At 65.4% G+C, this 16,827-nt stretch carries 17 protein-coding genes and 2 pseudogenes; 14 read left to right on the top strand and 5 right to left on the bottom strand.

All coding sequences use genetic code 11. The annotated features are described in order from the left end of the window. The 3 genes and pseudogenes from VF617_RS03110 to VF617_RS03100 all read left to right on the top strand — a co-directional run. Positions 1–271 (top strand): annotated as a pseudogene (locus VF617_RS03110) (chemotaxis protein); the annotation flags it as partial. A 24-nt stretch (positions 272–295) separates the two neighbouring features. Beyond that, positions 296–1,000 carry an SDR family oxidoreductase gene (locus VF617_RS03105; protein ID WP_331013397.1) on the top strand — a complete coding sequence of 235 codons (705 nt, stop codon included), beginning with the start codon at positions 296–298 and terminating at the stop codon, positions 998–1,000. Next, positions 997–1,962, top strand: a complete 966-nt coding sequence (locus tag VF617_RS03100) for a 50S ribosomal protein L11 methyltransferase (protein WP_331013396.1) — start codon at positions 997–999, stop codon at positions 1,960–1,962. Before VF617_RS03105 ends, VF617_RS03100 begins: the two co-directional genes overlap by 4 nt. Positions 1,963–1,968: 6 nt before the next feature. On the opposite strand, the gene VF617_RS03095 is transcribed toward VF617_RS03100, so the two are convergent. Next, positions 1,969–2,508, bottom strand: a complete 540-nt coding sequence (locus tag VF617_RS03095) for a winged helix-turn-helix transcriptional regulator (RefSeq protein ID WP_331013395.1) — start codon at positions 2,506–2,508, stop codon at positions 1,969–1,971. Between the two features lie 73 nt (positions 2,509–2,581). On the opposite strand from VF617_RS03095, the gene VF617_RS03090 reads away from it, so the two are divergent. The 9 genes and pseudogenes from VF617_RS03090 (at position 2,582) to VF617_RS03050 (ending at position 12,055) form a co-directional block, all read left to right on the top strand. Next, positions 2,582–2,986 carry a VOC family protein gene (locus tag VF617_RS03090; protein WP_331013394.1) on the top strand — a complete coding sequence of 135 codons (405 nt, stop codon included), beginning with the start codon at positions 2,582–2,584 and terminating at the stop codon, positions 2,984–2,986. Beyond that, entirely contained in the window at positions 2,979–3,446 is a 468-nt protein-coding gene (locus VF617_RS03085) for a DUF6265 family protein (RefSeq protein ID WP_331013393.1), read from the top strand. Before VF617_RS03090 ends, VF617_RS03085 begins: the two co-directional genes overlap by 8 nt. A gap of 164 nt (positions 3,447–3,610) precedes the next feature. Beyond that, on the top strand, positions 3,611–4,573 hold the full coding sequence (gene mdh, locus VF617_RS03080; RefSeq protein WP_331013392.1) for a malate dehydrogenase: 963 nt from the start codon (positions 3,611–3,613) through the stop codon (positions 4,571–4,573). An 80-nt stretch (positions 4,574–4,653) separates the two neighbouring features. Beyond that, a pseudogene (locus VF617_RS03075) lies at positions 4,654–4,915 on the top strand (GIY-YIG nuclease family protein). Positions 4,916–4,966: 51 nt separating this feature from the next. Further along, positions 4,967–5,851: a succinate--CoA ligase subunit alpha gene (sucD, locus tag VF617_RS03070; protein WP_331013391.1), complete on the top strand. Its 885-nt coding sequence runs from the start codon at positions 4,967–4,969 to the stop codon at positions 5,849–5,851. A 56-nt stretch (positions 5,852–5,907) separates the two neighbouring features. Further along, on the top strand, positions 5,908–8,835 hold the full coding sequence (locus VF617_RS03065; protein ID WP_331013390.1) for a 2-oxoglutarate dehydrogenase E1 component: 2,928 nt from the start codon (positions 5,908–5,910) through the stop codon (positions 8,833–8,835). A 2-nt stretch (positions 8,836–8,837) separates the two neighbouring features. Continuing rightward, positions 8,838–10,064 (top strand): 2-oxoglutarate dehydrogenase complex dihydrolipoyllysine-residue succinyltransferase, encoded by a 1,227-nt coding sequence (odhB, locus tag VF617_RS03060; RefSeq protein WP_331013389.1) that lies wholly within the window; start codon positions 8,838–8,840, stop codon positions 10,062–10,064. 10 nt (positions 10,065–10,074) lie between these two features. Continuing rightward, positions 10,075–11,487, top strand: a complete 1,413-nt coding sequence (lpdA, locus tag VF617_RS03055; protein WP_331013388.1) for a dihydrolipoyl dehydrogenase — start codon at positions 10,075–10,077, stop codon at positions 11,485–11,487. A gap of 40 nt (positions 11,488–11,527) precedes the next feature. Further along, positions 11,528–12,055, top strand: coding sequence for a DUF2314 domain-containing protein (locus VF617_RS03050; protein ID WP_331013387.1), 528 nt, complete (start codon positions 11,528–11,530; stop codon positions 12,053–12,055). 30 nt (positions 12,056–12,085) lie between these two features. Here the strand turns inward: VF617_RS03050 and VF617_RS03045 are convergent, their stop codons facing one another. Further along, entirely contained in the window at positions 12,086–12,733 is a 648-nt protein-coding gene (locus VF617_RS03045; protein ID WP_331013386.1) for a YoaK family protein, read from the bottom strand. A 53-nt stretch (positions 12,734–12,786) separates the two neighbouring features. On the opposite strand from VF617_RS03045, the gene VF617_RS03040 reads away from it, so the two are divergent. Continuing rightward, positions 12,787–13,422, top strand: coding sequence for a trimeric intracellular cation channel family protein (locus tag VF617_RS03040; RefSeq protein WP_331013385.1), 636 nt, complete (start codon positions 12,787–12,789; stop codon positions 13,420–13,422). Here the strand turns inward: VF617_RS03040 and VF617_RS03035 are convergent. The 3 genes from VF617_RS03035 to sppA are packed head-to-tail and all read right to left on the bottom strand — an operon-like array spanning position 13,419 to position 16,298. Further along, complete coding sequence (locus VF617_RS03035) at positions 13,419–13,787, bottom strand: hypothetical protein (RefSeq protein WP_331013384.1); 369 nt, start codon at positions 13,785–13,787, stop codon at positions 13,419–13,421. The genes VF617_RS03040 and VF617_RS03035 overlap by 4 nt on opposite strands. A gap of 58 nt (positions 13,788–13,845) precedes the next feature. After that, positions 13,846–14,406, bottom strand: coding sequence for an N-acetyltransferase family protein (locus tag VF617_RS03030; protein ID WP_331013383.1), 561 nt, complete (start codon positions 14,404–14,406; stop codon positions 13,846–13,848). After that, entirely contained in the window at positions 14,403–16,298 is a 1,896-nt protein-coding gene (gene sppA, locus VF617_RS03025) for a signal peptide peptidase SppA (RefSeq protein ID WP_331013382.1), read from the bottom strand. Before sppA ends, VF617_RS03030 begins: the two co-directional genes overlap by 4 nt. A gap of 200 nt (positions 16,299–16,498) precedes the next feature. On the opposite strand from sppA, the gene groES reads away from it, so the two are divergent. Next, the gene (groES, locus tag VF617_RS03020; RefSeq protein ID WP_331013381.1) at positions 16,499–16,819 is read left to right on the top strand and encodes a co-chaperone GroES; all 321 of its coding nucleotides are present in this window, start codon (positions 16,499–16,501) and stop codon (positions 16,817–16,819) included. The last annotated feature ends 8 nt before the right edge of the window (positions 16,820–16,827 follow it).

Raw genomic sequence — 16,827 nt, 5'->3', positions numbered from 1 at the left:
CTCCACCGTCAGCGAAGTGCAGGAAAGCGCGAACCGCATCCGCAGCGCGATGGAAGTCCAGGCCCAGACCGTCACGGCGATCACCGCCGCGGTGGACGAGACCGCCTTGGCCGCCGATTCCATGTCGGCGACGATCAGCGCAATCCGCGAAGACAGCAAATCGGTCACCAGCGAGATCGACACGCTCCAGCGCAACGTCACCGAAGTCGATGAGCGCCTGCATTCGCTGCGCGACTCGGCGGAAAGCTTCTCCTCGTCGGTGGCGGCCTGATCGGATAATCGCTAATGGGGACCGATGGCTTCCACGCACATCCTTCTCACCGGCAGCAGCCGCGGCATCGGCGCAGCGATCGCCGCTTCCTTCACGGGCGATGACGTCCGCCTGATCGGGCACGGAACCCGAAGCGGCATCGCCGCCGATTTCGACAGGCCCGGCAGCGCGCAGACGCTTTGGCAGCAAGCGCTCGATGCGCTCGATGGGCGCATCGATGTGCTGATCAACAATGCCGGCGTCTTCGAAAGCAACCCCATCGGCCTCGCGCACGACGATTGGGTGACCGGCTGGGAGCGGACGATGCGAGTCAACCTGACCGCCTCGGCCGAGCTTTGCCGGCTCGCCATCCGTCACTGGCAGGCGGAGAATCGCGGCGGGCGCGTCGTCAACATCGCCAGCCGCGCCGCCTATCGCGGCGATAGCCCAGCCCACTGGCATTATGCGGCGTCCAAGGCGGGCATGGTTGCAATGACCAAGTCGATCGCCAGGGGCTATGCCAGCGAAGGCATCCTGGCATTCGCGGTCTCCCCAGGCTTCACGATGACCGGCATGGCCGAGGACTATCTGGCCAGCCGCGGCGGCGACAAACTGCTCGCCGACATCCCTTTGGGCCGCGTCGCCGAACCCGCCGAGGTCGCCACCCTCGCCCGCTTCTGCGCGTTGGAAGCCCCGCCCTCGATGACCGGCGCGGTGCTCGACGTGAATGGCGCGAGCTACGTGCGATGAGCAGTTGGAAACTCGTTCTGCCCTGCACCCGCGATGAGGCCGAGCAGCTCGAGGTGGAGGATCTCGCCCTCGATCCCCTGCCGGTGCTGCTCACCAGCGAGCGCATTCCCGACGATCCGGCAAGCTGGCAGCTCGAGGCCTATTTCCAGGGCAAGCCCAACACCGCGGCGCTCGCGGCTGTGCAGGCGCTGGTGCCGAGCGCGGCGGGGCTGAGGCCCGTCGCCCAGCGGATTCGCGATGCTGACTGGGTCACGCTGAGCCAGGCGGGCATCGAGCCGGTCCAGGCGGGGCGCTTCTATGTGCATACCGAGACCAACAAGGGCCGCGCGCCGGCGGGCGCCAAGGCATTCCGCATAGACGCCGGCCTTGCCTTCGGCACCGGCACGCATGAGACGACTTCGGGCTGCCTGATCGCCTTGGGGGAGCTGAGGGATCGCGGCGAGCAGGTCCGCAACCTGATCGATATCGGCACGGGCACCGGATTGCTCGCATTCGCCGCGTTGCATTTGTGGCCGCGCGCTTATGCCACCGCTTCCGATATCGATCCCCGCTCGATCGAAGTGACGGCGGAGAATGCCGGTATTAACAATATAACGCTCGGGGGCGGGCGCGGGCGATTGTCGCTAGCCGCGGCGGCAGGGCTGGAGCACCCCTTGCTGATCGGCCGCGCGCCCTACGACCTGGTCATCGCCAATATCCTCGCGGGTCCCCTGACGGAGCTGGCCCCGACGATCGGCATGGCGTTGGACGACGGCGGAACGCTGATCCTCGCCGGGCTGCTCCATTCGCAGGCCGAGACGGTGGCGCGCGCCTATCGCCGGCAGGGCCTTCGCCTGACGGGCAGGATCGATCGCGGCGACTGGCCAACGCTCATCCTCCAGAAGCGCCACCGCCACGGCGCAGACCGCGTCACTCGGCTAAGCCGCGGCAAGGGAGAGGCGCCCGGCTTCGGAAGCTGGTAGCTCGCCTTAGCCGGTGATTGCGCCCGCCAAGTCCTTGCCTCGCCCTGTAAGGCCATAGAGCGCGACGGGCGGATAACGGTCTTCTAGGCGGCGGCGCACCAGATCGTGCCCGATCATCGCCTGCAAGGTTTGTGACAAGGCGCGCGGGCTAACCGGGCGCAATCGCGCTTGGAGCTCGCCGAAGCGTGTCCAGTCCGGCGCCAGCCCCGCGACGATCGGCAGCGACCAGCGCGGCAGGTCCGCTGCCGAAAGCGCCAGCCGCTCGCGCTTCGCCGCGATACGCTCGCAAACCGCTCCGATCGGCCGGCCCATGTCGCTCAGCAGATATTCGGGGCGCAGCGGATGCCCGTGCCCCGGATTGGGAATCACCCAGCCGGCAACGCGCAGATATTCGAGGCATCGCGCCAGACTGTGATGCGAGAGATCGAACGCTCGGGCGATGACCGCGAAGCGCGCGCCGCCCTCGCGGCTGAGCAACGCCATCACCGGCACCGCCCAGCGGTTGCCGCCCAGGCTACGCAGCATTTCGGCAGGAACAGCGGGCATTGACACGATAGTTGACAGCGGCTCCGTAATGATATCGACTATATAAACGGAACTATAGAGTCGGAGGAATGCGATGGCAACGGTGGAAACGGAAGCACGCGCGAAGGGCATTGCGTATGACGGCGGACTCACGTGCTCCATCGGCGTCTCCAGCCTCGACAACGCGATTCCCTGGTATGAAAGCGTGCTCGGAATGACCCTGCTCTATCGCCGCGACGACATTGCATGGTGCGAGCTTTCGACCGGCGTCGACAAGGTCAATGTGGGGCTCAGCGCGCGCGAATCTGTGACCCAGGGCGGTGGCGCGACGCTCACTTTTGGCGTGAAGGACATCAACGCTGCCAAGGCAGCGCTCGAAGCCGGCGGCGTGCGGCTGGACGGGGACATCATGGAAATTTCCGGCATGGTAAAGCTGCTCACCTTCTACGATCCCGACGGCAACGCGCTGATGTTTTATCAGGACCTTGCCATTGCGTAGTGGGTTCGCCGCCGCCCTTCTCTTGCTTGCGGCCAATCCCGCCACGGCGCAGGAATCACACGTTTCAATCGACGATGCCGCCTGGCTCGCCGGGCGCTGGGTCGGCGAAGGACTCGGCGGGCACGTGGAGGAATCATGGTCCGCTGCGATGGGTGGACAGATGGTCGGCCATTTCGCTCTGGTCCAGAACAACAGGCCCGTCTTCTACGAAATCATGCTGATCGACGTGCAGCCGGGTGGGCTGCGGCTGCGGGTCAAGCACTTCAATCCAGACTTCACTGCCTGGGAAGACAAAGCCGGCTGGCATTCGTTCGAGCCGGTGGCGGCAGCCCGCGAGGATCTGCGCTTCCGCGGCCTGTGGCTACGGCGCGACAAGGAGGAATTGCTGATCACTGTCACGCTGCGTGGCGACGACGGTGTCCCGAAGGAGCACTTGCTAAGGCTGCGCCGCGCGCCCTGACGCCTAAGCCGAAATTATCTATTGCTCTTGCGAATTAGTTGCAAAGATAAAGCGGTGACTGCGCCCATCCGAGGTTGCGGGCAGCGCCCAATCGGCCTAAGCCGCGCGCGAATTCGCGGCGGGTCTCCCCGTGCGCGTGCCTGATCCAACTCAAGGGAGATCACATGGCCCGCAAGAAGATCGCGCTTATCGGCGCCGGCAATATCGGCGGCACGCTCGCCCATCTCGCGGCCCTCAAGGGGCTTGGCGACATTGTCCTGTTCGACGTGGTCGAGGGCGTTCCGCAGGGCAAGGCGCTCGATCTCAGCCAGTGCTCGCCGGTCGAGGGCTTCGACGCCAGGATCACCGGCACCAACGATTATGCCGATATCGCCGGCGCCGACGTGATCATCGTCACCGCGGGCGTCGCCCGCAAGCCGGGCATGAGCCGCGACGATCTGCTCGGCATCAACCTGAAAGTGATGAAGGCCGTCGGCGAAGGCATTGCCGCCAACGCGCCGGACGCATTCGTGATCTGCATCACCAATCCGCTCGACGCGATGGTCTGGGCGTTGCGCGAATTCTCGGGCCTGCCGCACCAGAAGGTCGTCGGCATGGCCGGCGTGCTGGATTCGTCGCGCTTCAGCCATTTCCTCGCCGAGGAATTCCAGGTCTCGGTCAAGGATGTCACCAGTTTCGTGCTCGGCGGACATGGCGACACGATGGTGCCGGTCATCGAGTACTCGACCGTCTCCGGCATCCCCGTCCCCGATCTGATCGAAATGGGCTTCTCGACACAGGAACGCATCGATGCGATCGTCGCGCGCACCCGCGCCGGCGGCGGTGAGATCGTCGCTCTACTCAAAACCGGCTCGGCTTATTATGCGCCGGCCACCAGCGGTATCGCGATGGCCGAGGCGTATCTCTATGATCAGAAGCGCGTGCTTCCGGCCGCGGCGCACCTCACCGGCCAATATGGCATCGACGATCTCTACGTGGGCGTACCTGTCGTGATCGGGGCGGGCGGCGTTGAGAAAATCGTCGAGATCAAGCTGGGCGACGAAGCCAAGGCCAACCTCACGGTCTCGGTGGATGCGGTCAAGGAGCTCTTGGTCGCGTGCAAGGCGATCGACGGCAGTCTGAACTGATTTCTGGTCCCCTGCGAAGGCAGGGGACCAGACTTGGAAGGTGAAGAACAACGGTGGAGAAGTCCGGCTACGTCTACATTATGGCGAGCGGCCGGAACGGAACGATCTACATCGGCGCGACCAGCGATTTGCCCGCAAGGCCTATCAGCATCGCAACGGATTGATCGATGGCTTCACCAGGAAACATGGTTGCAAGTTGCTGGTCTGGTATGAAGGGCACGGCGATATCGAAGCCGCCCGGGCTCGCGAGTTGCAAATGAAGAAGTGGAAGCGCTCTGGAAGCTGCGCGTGATTGAAACGATGAATCCGGGCTGGGACGATCTGTTCGAGTCTTTGTTTTAGGGCTGGGCCCCTGCCCTCGCAGGGGAACAAGGTAAGGAATCGGGAGCCGGCATGAGCATCCTCGTCGACAAGAACACCAAGGTCATCACTCAGGGCATGACCGGTGAGACCGGCAGCTTCCATACCAAGGCCGCGCTGGAATACGGCACGCGGATGGTCGGCGGTGTCACCCCCGGCAAGGGAGGCACGACGCACCTTGACCTGCCGGTCTACAACACCGTTGCCGAAGCGATTGAAAAGACCGGCGCCACGGCGAGCGTGATCTACGTTCCGCCACCCTTCGCCGCGGACTCCATCCTTGAGGCGATCGATGCCGAAGTCCCGCTGATCGTCACGATCACTGAAGGCATCCCGGTGCTCGACATGGTCAAGGTCAAGCGCGCGCTGGTCGGCTCCAGGTCGCGGCTCATCGGCCCGAACTGCCCCGGCGTGCTCACCCCCGGCGAGTGCAAGATCGGCATCATGCCCGGCAGCATCTTCTCGAAGGGCAGCGTGGGCGTCGTCTCGCGCTCCGGCACGCTGACTTACGAGGCCGTGTTCCAGACCACCAATGCGGGCCTTGGACAGACCACCGCGGTCGGCATCGGCGGCGATCCGGTCAATGGCACCAATTTCATCGACGTGCTCGAGCTGTTCCTCGCCGATCCTGAGACCAAGTCGATCATCATGATCGGCGAGATCGGCGGCGATGCCGAAGAGCAGGCCGCACAATTCCTGATCGACGAGGCAAAGCGTGGTCGTTCCAAGCCGATGGCGGGCTTCATCGCCGGCCGCACCGCGCCTCCGGGGCGCCGCATGGGCCATGCCGGCGCGATCGTATCGGGCGGCAAGGGCGATGCCGAGAGCAAGATCGCGGCGATGGAAGCCGCCGGCATCAAGGTCGCCGCCAGTCCCTCCGAGCTGGGATCGACCTTGGCCGAGGTTCTGAAGGGGTAAATGGTTAACGCGCCTCCTATATCGCGCGCGTTGAACCGACGGATTGGATTTTGACGATGGGCTATGAGAGCCTCGATTTCGACGACATCGCCGGCGGCGTGAGCCCCGCCTTCGTCGAGACGCTGTACAAGCGCTTCAAGACCGACCCGGCTTCGATCGAGGCGGGCTGGCGCCAGTGGTTCGAGGGCCTCGAAAACACCGCCCAGGGCCCGAGCTGGGCCCAGCCCAATTGGCCGCCGACCGAAACCGATGCGCTTACCGCGGCGCTCGACCCCACTCAGATGGAGCCCGCGCCCAAGCCCGCGAAAGCCGGTGCACAGGCGCCCACCAAGGCTGCGCCGTCCGAGGCGGACATCGCCAAGGCCGCTGGCGATTCGATCCGCGCGATGCTGCTGATCCGCACCTATCGGGTGCGGGGGCATCTCGCCGCCAATCTCGATCCGCTCGGCCTCGCACGCCAGGACCTGCCCCTGGATCTCAAGACCGAATATCACGGCTTCACCGACGATCAGATCGACCAGCCCGTCTATCTCGGCGGCGTGCTTGGCCTGCAATGGGCGAGCGTCCGCGAGATCGTCGATATCCTGCGCGCGAATTATTGCGGCAATGTCGGCCTCGAATATATGCACATCTCGGACGTGGAGGAGCGCCGCTTCCTCCAGGATCGGATGGAGGGCAAGGACAAGGCGATCCAGTTCAGCCCCGAGGGCAAGAAGGCGATCCTCTCCAAGGTGATCGAAGCCGAGCAGTGGGAGCGCTTCTGCGGTAAGAAATATGTCGGCACCAAGCGCTTCGGCCTCGACGGCGGCGAAGCGATGATCCCGGCGATGGAAGCGATCATCAAATATGGCGGCGCCACCGGCGTGCGCGAGATCGTCTACGGCATGGCCCATCGCGGCCGGCTCAACATGCTCGCCAACGTCATGTCCAAGCCGTTCCGCGTGATCTTCCACGAATTCGGCGGCGGCTCGTCCAATCCTGACGACGTCGCCGGTTCGGGCGACGTGAAATATCATTTGGGCACCAGCACCGACCGCGAATTCGACGGCGTGAGCGTCCATATGTCGCTGGTCGCCAACCCCTCGCACCTCGAAGCCGCCGATCCCGTCGTGCTCGGCAAGGTCCGCGCGCTGCAAACGGTGCGCGGCGATCTGGCCGACCACACCCAGGTCCTGCCCGTTCTCATCCACGGCGATGCGGCGTTTGCCGGCCAGGGCATCGTATGGGAATGCCTCGGCTTCTCGGGGATTCGAGGCTATAATACCGGCGGCTGCATCCACTTCGTCATCAACAATCAGATCGGCTTCACGACGAGCCCGCAATTCGCGCGCAGCTCGCCTTATCCAAGCGACGTAGCCAAGGGCGTGATGGCGCCGATCCTCCACGTCAACGGCGACGACCCCGAAGCGGTCACCTTCGCCTGCAAGGTCGCGACCGAATATCGCCAGACCTTCAAGCGCGACATCGTCATCGACATGTGGTGCTATCGCCGGTTCGGCCACAATGAAGGCGACGAGCCGAGCTTCACCCAGCCGCTGATGTACGCCAAGATCAAGCAGCACCCGCCAGTCAGCGAAGTCTATGCCAGGCGCCTGACGGCAGAAGGCGTGATCGACGGGGGTTTCGCCGCGGACAAGGTTCAGCAATTCACCGATTTGCTGGAAGGCGAGTTCGAGGCCGGCAAGTCCTATCTCGCGAACAAGGCCGACTGGTTTGCAGGGCGCTGGTCGGGCCTGGGGGCGCCCGCAGACGCCGAAAGCGCGCGGCGCAATGTCGATACCGGAATCGAAAAAAAGCTGTTCGACAGCCTGGGCCGCACGCTTACCGAGGTCCCCGCCGATGTGGAGATCCACAAAACGCTTGCCCGCGTGCTCGAGGCCAAGCGCGAAATGTTCAAGACCGGCGTTAATTTCGACTGGGCGACCGGGGAGGCGCTCGCCTTCGGCGCGCTGCTTTCCGAAGGCTATGGCGTCCGCCTCTCGGGCCAGGATTCGGGCCGCGGCACCTTCAGCCAGCGCCATGCCGTCTGGGTCGATCAGAAGACCGAAGCCAAATACATTCCGCTCGCGACCATCCCGCACGGGACATTCGAAGTGCTCGACAGCCCGCTCAGCGAATATGGCGTACTCGGCTTCGAATATGGCTATGCCGGTGCCGACCCCAAGACGCTGGTGCTCTGGGAAGCGCAGTTCGGCGATTTCGCCAATGGCGCGCAAATCATGATCGATCAGTTCATCGCATCGGGCGAGGCCAAATGGCTGCGCGCCAACGGCCTCGTGATGCTGCTGCCGCACGGTTACGAAGGCCAGGGCCCCGAGCACTCGTCGGCCCGCCCCGAGCGCTTCCTCCAGCTTTGCGCGCAGGACAACATGCAGGTCGTCAACATCACGACGCCCGCCAATTACTTCCACCTGCTGCGCCGCCAGATGCGCCGCAATTTCCGCAAGCCCCTCGTCCAGATGACGCCCAAGTCGCTGCTCCGCCACAAGATGGCGGTATCGTCAGCTGCGGAGTTCCAGGGCGACAGCCAGTTCCGCCGGCTCCTCTCGGATCCCTCCGCCCCGGCGGACGCGGATGTGAAGCGCCTGGTACTTTGCTCGGGCAAGGTCGCCTACGACCTGATCGAGGCGCGCGACGCGGCCGGCGACAAGAGCACGGCGATCGTCCGCATCGAGCAGCTCTATCCATTCCCCGGCGAGCCGCTCACTGCCCGCCTCAAGCGCATGGCCAATCTGGAAGAAGTTGTCTGGGCTCAGGAAGAGCCGAAGAACAACGGCTATTGGACCTTCGTGGAGCCCTTTGTCGAGCAGTCCATGCTTGATGCCGGCACCAAGCCGCGCCGCCCGCGCTACGCCGGCCGCGCCGCCGCCGCATCGCCCGCTACGGGCCTGATGAAGCGCCACCAGGCCGAGCAGGGCGCGCTCGTCGCCGACGCGCTCGGCCACTCCGTTCGTGAAGAAATCCGCCGCACCCGGAAGGCCTGAAAATGACCGATGTTACCGTACCCGTGTTGGGCGAATCGATCACCGAAGCGACTTTGGGCGAATGGCTCAAGCAACCCGGCGATCCCGTGAAGGCCGATGAGCCGATCGCCAGTCTCGAGACCGACAAGGTCTCGGTCGAAGTCCCCAGCCCCGTAGCGGGCGTGATGGGCGAGCAGCTCGTCAAGGTCGGCGACACTGTCTCGGTCGGCGGCGTCATCGCGATCGTCGGCGATGCCGGTTCGGCGACTGCGCCCGCCTCCGCGCCCGCGGCGCCCCCTGCCACCGCCATGGGCGAGCAGACCGGAGCAGGCGAGCAGATCCGCGAAGCCGCTCCCGCCGCCGCGCTTTCGCCTTCGGTCCGCCGCGCAGTGCTGGAGCATGGCGTCGATCCCGGAACCGTGCAGGGCACCGGCAAGGATGGCCGCCTGACCAAGGAAGACGTGGTCGCGGCCGCAAGCAGCAAGCCTGTGGCAGCCCCTGCCGCCGCGGCGGCCCCCGCTCCCGCCGCGGCCCCCGCCCCCAAGGGCGACCGGCGCGAGGAGCGTGTCCGCATGACGCGGCTGCGCCAGACCATCGCGAGCCGCCTGAAGGAAGCTCAGAACACCGCGGCTTTGCTCACGACCTTCAACGATGTCGATATGACCGCGGTCATGGAAGCGCGCGCCAAGTACAAGGATCTGTTCGAGAAGAAGCACGGCGTCCGCCTGGGCTTCATGGGCTTCTTCGTGAAGGCCGCGGTGATGGCATTGAAGGACATCCCCAGCGTCAACGCCAGCATCGAAGGCGACGAGATCGTCTATCACGATTATGCCGACATCTCGGTTGCGGTCAGTGCCCCCCAGGGCCTCGTCGTCCCCGTGATTCGCGACGCACAGGACCTCACCGTCGCCGGCATCGAAAAGACCATCGGCGATTTCGGCAAGCGCGCCAAGGACGGCACGTTAAAGATGGAAGAGATGAAGGGCGGCACCTTCACCATCTCCAACGGCGGCGTGTTCGGCTCTCTGATGTCCACGCCGATCATCAACCCGCCGCAGAGCGCCGTCCTGGGCCTCCACCGTATCGAGGACCGCCCGGTCGTCCGCGACGGCCAGATCGTCATCCGCCCGATGATGTATCTCGCACTCAGCTACGATCACCGCCTTGTCGATGGCCGCGAAGCCGTGACGTTCCTGGTGGCTTTGAAGAACGCAATCGAAGACCCGACCCGCCTGCTGATCGATCTCTGAGGACAGACAAATGGCTGAATACGACTTCGACGTCCTCGTGATCGGCTCCGGCCCCGGCGGCTATGTCGCCGCGATCCGCGCCGCGCAGCTCGGCTTGCGCACCGCATGCGCCGAAGCGCGCGAGACGCTGGGCGGCACGTGCCTTAACGTCGGCTGCATCCCCAGCAAGGCGCTGCTCAACGCGTCGGAGAAATTCCACGAAGCCGCCTCGGGCGCGCTCGCCAAGCATGGCGTCAAGCTGGGCTCGGTCGAGCTCGATCTGCCGGCGATGATGGCCGACAAGGACAAGGCCGTCACCGGCCTCACCGGGGGCATCGAGTTCCTGTTCAAGAAGAACAAGGTCGAATGGGTGAAGGGCCTCGCGACTTTCATCGACGCGCACACGGTGCAGGTCGGCGATCCTTCGACAGGCTCAGGACGGACGGTGACCGCGAAGAACATCGTCATCGCCACCGGCTCCTCGGTCACGCCCCTGCCAGGCGTCGAGATCGACCAGAAAATCATCGTCGACTCCACGGGCGCGATCGCGCTCGAAAAGGTCCCCGGCCATCTCGTCGTGATCGGCGGCGGCGTGATCGGGCTGGAGCTCGGCTCGGTCTGGGGCCGCCTCGGCGCGCAGGTCACCGTCGTCGAATTTCTCGATCAGCTCCTCCCCGGCATGGACGGCGAGGTCCGCAAGGAAGCGGGCCGCATTTTCAAGAAGCAGGGTATGGAGATCAAGCTCTCCACCAAGGTCACCGGCGTGAGCGTGAACGGCGGCAAGGCCAGCGTCACGGTCGAGCCAGCCAAGGGCGGTACGGCAGAAACCATCGAAGCCGACGCCGTGCTCGTCTCGATCGGCCGCCGCCCGAACACCGATGGCCTTGGCCTCGACAAGATCGACATCACCCCCAACCAGCGCGGCCAGATCGAGACCGACCACAGCTTCCGTACCAAGGTGGACGGCGTCTGGGCGATCGGCGACGTCATCCCCGGCCCCATGCTCGCGCACAAAGCCGAGGACGAAGGCATCGCGGTGGCCGAGAATATCGCCGGCCTCACCGGCATCGTGAACCACGATATCATCCCCTCGGTGGTCTACACCCATCCCGAGATCGCCGGCGTCGGGCTGACCGAGGAGCAGGCGAAGGAACGCGGCGAGATAAGGGTCGGCAAGTTCCCGATGGCTGGCAACAGCCGCGCCAAGGCCATCGACGATACGACCGGCTGGGTAAAGGTAATCGCCGACGCCAAAACCGATCGCGTGCTCGGCGCCTGGATCATCACCAGCGTCGCGGGCACGATGATCGCGCAGGTGGCCCAGGCAATGGAATTCGGCGCGACCAGCGAGGACATCGCCTATACCTGCCACGCGCACCCGACGCACAACGAAGCGATCAAGGAAGCGGCGATGGGCGTCAACGGCAAGCCCATTCACGTCTGATGCGGATGCTCGGCGCAGTCCTGCTCGCCGGGCTGGCGACGTGATTAGCGCAGCTAATCGCAAGCGGACCAGGCCCGGCCGGCCGGCGGCGCTCAAGCGCCGACCGACGGCGTGGCTCTGCCACGCCGCAGCCAGCCTTCTCGCCGCCCCGCTTCCCGCGCAAGCCCAGGACGCAACGATCGCAGTCGCCGCCAACGATCCCCAGATGCGCGCGGCAATCGCCCAAGCAAAGCGCGGCCTCCCGGTCTTCTTTGGTCACGCCACTTCCCCCGCCCCCGGCGAAACCCGCTTCATGATCAAATATGACTTGGTGCCTGAGGAAAAGGCCGAGTTCGTCTGGGCTGAAATCCTCTCGCATCGCGGCGACGTGACTATCGCCCGGCTGCTCAATGCTCCGGCGGACCGGCGCTGGAAGCGCGGCGATCAGGTCACGATCCGCGACGGCCAGATCATCGATTGGGCCTATTTCCAGGATAGCGAGATGCAAGGCGGCGGGACGATGCGCGTGCTGATCGCCCGGATGGATCCGGCCGAAGCACGCGAGATGCTAAGCCGCCTGGGCTGGTGAACGGGCGCGACGCCCGCCCCTGCGTCGCCCTTACGCCTTTCGGTCTGCCCGCCTGAGCGCCATGGTCAGCACGGCAGCGGCCAGCGGCGGCGCCCACAATGCGCCCCAGCCCCAGCGGTCGTGACTGGCCGCGCCCAGCACGACACCCGACACAAAGCCCAGCCACAACGTCAGATAAGGCACCCAGCCCCAGCGGTCCTTGTCGCCCATCAGCGCATTCGCGGCCTTCTGCCCCAGCCGGACGAGCGATCCGGTCATGTAGGTCACGCCGATCGTCACTTCGCCGTCGCGGTTAAACACGCCGTTCTCGCATCCCATCGCCGCCGCCAGCAGCAACAGCACGATCGGCCCCGGCGCGATTGCCGCGAGTACCGCCGCTGTCAGCAGCAACAGAGTCACGCCGGCCATCACCGCGGATTTTTGATCTTTCGGCCGGGCGCGGGCGATCACGCTCGCCACGATCACGCCCGCGACGAAGCACAGGATCAGCGCCGCTGCGATCGCCGCCTCGCCGAGCCCGCCATAGGTGCCCAGCCCCACGCCGAGCCGCGTCGAATTGCCGCTCATGAAGGAAGCGAAGAACCCGCCCAGGCTAGTGAAAGCGATCGCGTCGACGAAGCCGGCGAGCGCGGCGAGGCATGTGGCGATGACGATCATCGGGGGTGCGGTGCGGTCCATGGCGGTTCTCTAGCGTTTGACGCGCCCGCGCCAAAGAGTGAAAAGCTTGAGGGATGGACCCGATCGCCGCCGCCGAACGTCTGGGACCGATTCTGCCCTGGCTCGATCTGTTCGGCATCGCGGTGTTCGCCGCGACGGGTGCGCTGGCCGCTGCCCGGCGCGAACAGACCTTCGTCACGCTTGCCTTCTTCGCGCTCGTCACGGGCGTCGGCGGGGGCACGATCCGCGACCTGCTGATCGGCGCGCCGGTCTTTTGGGTGCACGACACGCGCGTCGCGGGGCTGTGCCTGGGGATCGCGGTCGCGATGTGGTTCACTCCGCAGCGCTGGTGGACGAGCAACATGTTCGATTGGCTCGATGCCGCCGGCCTCGCCGCTTATGCCGCGTTCGGCGCGGCCAAGGCGCTGGGATATGGCATTCCGCCAGTCCCCGCCGCCGTGATGGGCGTTGTGACGGCGTGCGCGGGCGGCATCATCCGCGATCTGCTGGCGGGCGAGCCGTCGATCCTGATGCGTCCCGAGCTCTACGTCACTGCCGCCGCCCTGGCCGCTGCGCTGCAGGTCGCGCTGACTCTCTGGGGCCTGCCGCCCTTCGCCGCCGGACTGATCGCGGCTGCTGCGGGCTTCGCGCTGCGCGCCGCCGCGATGCACTGGAAGCTCGGCCTGCCCGCCTATCGCCGAAGCCGCTAGGCCAGCAGCCAGTCGAGCGCCGCGCCCCGCTTGTCGAATATCGCGATATCCTCACGATCCTGCCTGACGCGCTGGAGCTGCAGCCGCGCGAGCGCCGACGGCGTCACGAAGGCGACGCGCTTCGCCAGCAAGTGCCGATATGCCGGATTGCGGAATGTTTCCTGCAGCAGCTCGATCGTCGGCCCCGGCGCGATCTGCACTTCGGAAACGTCGTAGAGCGTGACATGCTCGCCTGGGACATTGCCCAGGGAGCCGATCGCCGCGCGCACCTCTTCCGCCGCGACGCTTGCCGTTTGGGGCGAGAAGAATCCTGCCAGCCGCACATCGACCAGCCTGCGTCCATGATCGACGCTTACTTCATGCATGAATCTTGCCTCTGCTCTATCGTCACAGGCATAAGCGTCGTTTACTTACAAAGCGTTGCTAGTCGCGAACCACGCCCACATCGCTGAACTTGCGCGGCTCTGCCGGTGGCACCGCGGGATCGTTCAGTTCCGCCTGCCAGATGCCGACGTCGATCCAGCGGCCATGCTTGAAGCCGACTTCGCGGTAGACGCCCGCGCGGCGGAAGCCGACCGACTCGTGCAGCTTGATCGAAGCATCGTTTGGAAGCGCGATCGCCCCGAGCGCATGGACGAAGCCCTGCGCGCGCAGCGTATCGACCAGCGCTTCGTACAGCAGCCGTCCAGCGCCCTGCCCCTGCGCCACGTCGGCCATGTAGATTGAAGTTTCGCAGACATAGCGATAGGCCGGGCGATCGCGAAAGCGCGTGGCATAAGCATAGCCGATCACGCCGCCGGTCGCGTCGCCATTCGTCGCCACGATCCAGGGATACAGCCCTTCGCTCGCACCCATCCGCGCCCGCATTGCGCGTGCATCGGGCGGTTCGGTTTCGAACGAGACCGTGCCGGTCAGAACGTGCGGGGCATAGATCGCCGCGATCGCCCCTGCGTCTTCGGGCGTGGCGGCGCGGATCGCGATCATCCGATGAAGCGCGCGATCAGCACGTCCAGCAGACTAAGGTCCTCGGTCCGCTGTGCAGTCGGGCCCAGCCCCGCGCATTCGATGCAGCGCGCCTGCATGGAACCGCCCCTGGCCAGCCGCCGCGCATCCCCCAAAGCCTGTGCGGTGATGGCCCGCCGCTCCGCCGCGATCCGCGCGAACGCATCCTCGCCACCCGGCGAATCCGCCCAGTCGTCATCCTTATTGTCGTCGCGCGCGAAATCGCTGAAGAACTTCATCCAGCCCGAACCTTGCTTCTCCAGATAGACGGGATGGACCTTCGCCGGATCGAGCTTGGCGCGGCGCGCGGCTTCGTCGATCGCCGCGTGCAGCCCGCCGAAGCGATCGACCAGCTTGAGCTGATGCGCCGTCCCGCCGATCCACACGCGGCCCTGGCCGATCTCGTCCACGCGCTGCGGCGTCAGCTTGCGCGCATTGGCGACGAGCGACACGAAGCGTGCATAGCCTTGCTCGATCGCCGATTGCAGGATGCGATCGGTCACGGCGTTGGTGCCGCCCATGATGTTCGGCTGTCCCGAAAGCGGCGTCGTCTGCACGCCGTCGCTGGTCACGCCGATCTTGGCCAGGCTGTTTTCGAACGTCGGCAGCACGCCGAATATGCCGATCGATCCCGTGATGGTGTCGGGCTCGGCGAAGATCGTATCCCCCGCCGTGGCCACCCAATAGCCCCCGCTCGCGGCAAGGCTGCCCATCGAGACGACGATCGGCAGCCCCTGCGCCTTGGCCTGGAGGATCGCCTGGCGGATCTGCTCGGATGCCAGCGCCGAACCGCCCGGCGAATCCACCCGCACGACCAGCGCCTTGAGCTTCTTTTCGGCCAGCCCCTTGAGCAACAGCGCCGATACGGTGTCGCCGCCCGCTGTGCCCGGCCCGGCCTTGCCGTCGACGATCTCGCCCGCAACGGTGATCACGCCGATCGCGTCTCCGCTGGTCGATGCCGGATTGGCCGCCACGAAATCGGCGAGCTTGATCGATTTGAAATTGCCCGCCGGCTTGCCCGCCGGCACGCCCGCGATCTCCGCGACGCGCTTTCCGAATGCGAGCCGGTCGCCCAGCTTGTCGACCAGTCCCGCAGCCAGGTTTGCCTGGGCGATGTCGCCGCGCGCGGCCGCGACGACTTCATCTGGTTTGGTGAGATAGTCGGCGAGCTTCGCCTTGGGCCGCGCCTTGGCGATGTTCTGCTGCCATTGTCCGAAGATCGCGCCGTACAGCGCTTCGTTCGCTTCGCGCGCCTCGGGCGACATGTCGCTGCGGATATAAGGCTCCACCGCCGACTTGAACTTGCCGACCTTGTAGACATGTGCATTCACGCCGAGCTTCTCGATTAACCCCTTATAGTAAAGCTGCGTGCCCCCCGGTCCGGAAAACAGCGTGCCTCCCATCGGGTGGACCCAGATTTCGCTGGCATTGGCCGCGATGGCGTACGCGTCGTCGCTATAACCCGTGGCGTAAGTGAGCACCGGTTTGCCGCCCGCGCGAACTTTGCCCACCGCTTCCGCCACTTCGCTCACCGCGGCGGGATAGCCGCCTAGAAAGCGGTCCATATCAAGCACCACCGCCTTCACACGGTCGTCGGTACGCGCGGTGTCGAGAGCGCGGAGCACGTCGCGCAGGCGTAGTTCCTTCATCGCGTCGCCACCGCCGCCGATGCCGGCAAAGGGATCGGGATCGCTCGGCTGCTCGGCGAGCACGCCATCGAACGCGACGACGAGTGCGCCCTCGCGGATGCCCCCCGCGTTCGGCTTGTGCGACAATGCCGCGAACAGCGCAGTGAAGAATAGCAGCATCAGGACCAGAACCAGAAAGTCCTTGATTCCGACCAGAATTTTCCACGCGCCCCGAACCAGCTTCATGCCCGCTCCCACGGTAAGATTAATAGCCTGCTAGCCCATGCGCGCAGGAGAGTAAACGACTGTACTGCGCCCTTAACACAGCCAGAAAACAATCGGCGCAGCCGGTTGACGAAACGCATTGGGCTGCGCATATCTCCAGCCGCTAGCACTCGACTCGATCGAGTGCCAAACTCGTTCACCATCCGAGAGGAACCACAGCAATGAACTTCCGTCCGTTGCACGATCGCGTGCTCGTCCGCCGCGTCGAAGCCGAGCAGAAGACCGCCGGCGGCATCATCATCCCCGACACCGCGCAGGAAAAGCCGCAGGAAGGCGAAGTCGTCGCCATCGGCACCGGCACCCGCGCCGAAAACGGCACGATCACGCCGCTGGACGTCAAGACCGGCGACAAGATCCTGTTCGGCAAATGGTCGGGCACCGAGGTCAAGGTCAATGGTGAGGACCTCCTCATCATGAAGGAATCCGACATCCTCGGCATCGTCGACGGCGATGGCATGGTTAACGCTGGCGGCCTCAACTGAGCCCCTCG

Origin of the sequence: Sphingomonas sp. (assembly GCF_036388215.1) — a bacterium.
Lineage (GTDB): Bacteria > Pseudomonadota > Alphaproteobacteria > Sphingomonadales > Sphingomonadaceae > Sphingomonas.
This window is presented reverse-complemented; position numbering and strand designations above follow the sequence as displayed.

Bases quoted from the DNA above. Each gene is read 5' to 3' on its own strand.
- sppA (WP_331013382.1), bottom strand. From the start codon at position 16,298: ATGAAGCTGGTTCGGGGCGCGTGGAAAATTCTGGTCGGAATCAAGGAC.
- VF617_RS03105 (WP_331013397.1), top strand. From the start codon at position 296: ATGGCTTCCACGCACATCCTTCTCACCGGCAGCAGCCGCGGCATCGGC.
- VF617_RS03100 (WP_331013396.1), top strand. From the start codon at position 997: ATGAGCAGTTGGAAACTCGTTCTGCCCTGCACCCGCGATGAGGCCGAG.
- VF617_RS03065 (WP_331013390.1), top strand. From the start codon at position 5,908: ATGGGCTATGAGAGCCTCGATTTCGACGACATCGCCGGCGGCGTGAGC.
- VF617_RS03045 (WP_331013386.1), bottom strand. From the start codon at position 12,733: ATGGACCGCACCGCACCCCCGATGATCGTCATCGCCACATGCCTCGCC.
- VF617_RS03035 (WP_331013384.1), bottom strand. From the start codon at position 13,787: ATGCATGAAGTAAGCGTCGATCATGGACGCAGGCTGGTCGATGTGCGG.
- lpdA (WP_331013388.1), top strand. From the start codon at position 10,075: ATGGCTGAATACGACTTCGACGTCCTCGTGATCGGCTCCGGCCCCGGC.
- VF617_RS03095 (WP_331013395.1), bottom strand. From the start codon at position 2,508: ATGCCCGCTGTTCCTGCCGAAATGCTGCGTAGCCTGGGCGGCAACCGC.
- odhB (WP_331013389.1), top strand. From the start codon at position 8,838: ATGACCGATGTTACCGTACCCGTGTTGGGCGAATCGATCACCGAAGCG.
- mdh (WP_331013392.1), top strand. From the start codon at position 3,611: ATGGCCCGCAAGAAGATCGCGCTTATCGGCGCCGGCAATATCGGCGGC.
- VF617_RS03040 (WP_331013385.1), top strand. From the start codon at position 12,787: ATGGACCCGATCGCCGCCGCCGAACGTCTGGGACCGATTCTGCCCTGG.
- sucD (WP_331013391.1), top strand. From the start codon at position 4,967: ATGAGCATCCTCGTCGACAAGAACACCAAGGTCATCACTCAGGGCATG.
- VF617_RS03090 (WP_331013394.1), top strand. From the start codon at position 2,582: ATGGCAACGGTGGAAACGGAAGCACGCGCGAAGGGCATTGCGTATGAC.
- VF617_RS03030 (WP_331013383.1), bottom strand. From the start codon at position 14,406: ATGATCGCGATCCGCGCCGCCACGCCCGAAGACGCAGGGGCGATCGCG.
- groES (WP_331013381.1), top strand. From the start codon at position 16,499: ATGAACTTCCGTCCGTTGCACGATCGCGTGCTCGTCCGCCGCGTCGAA.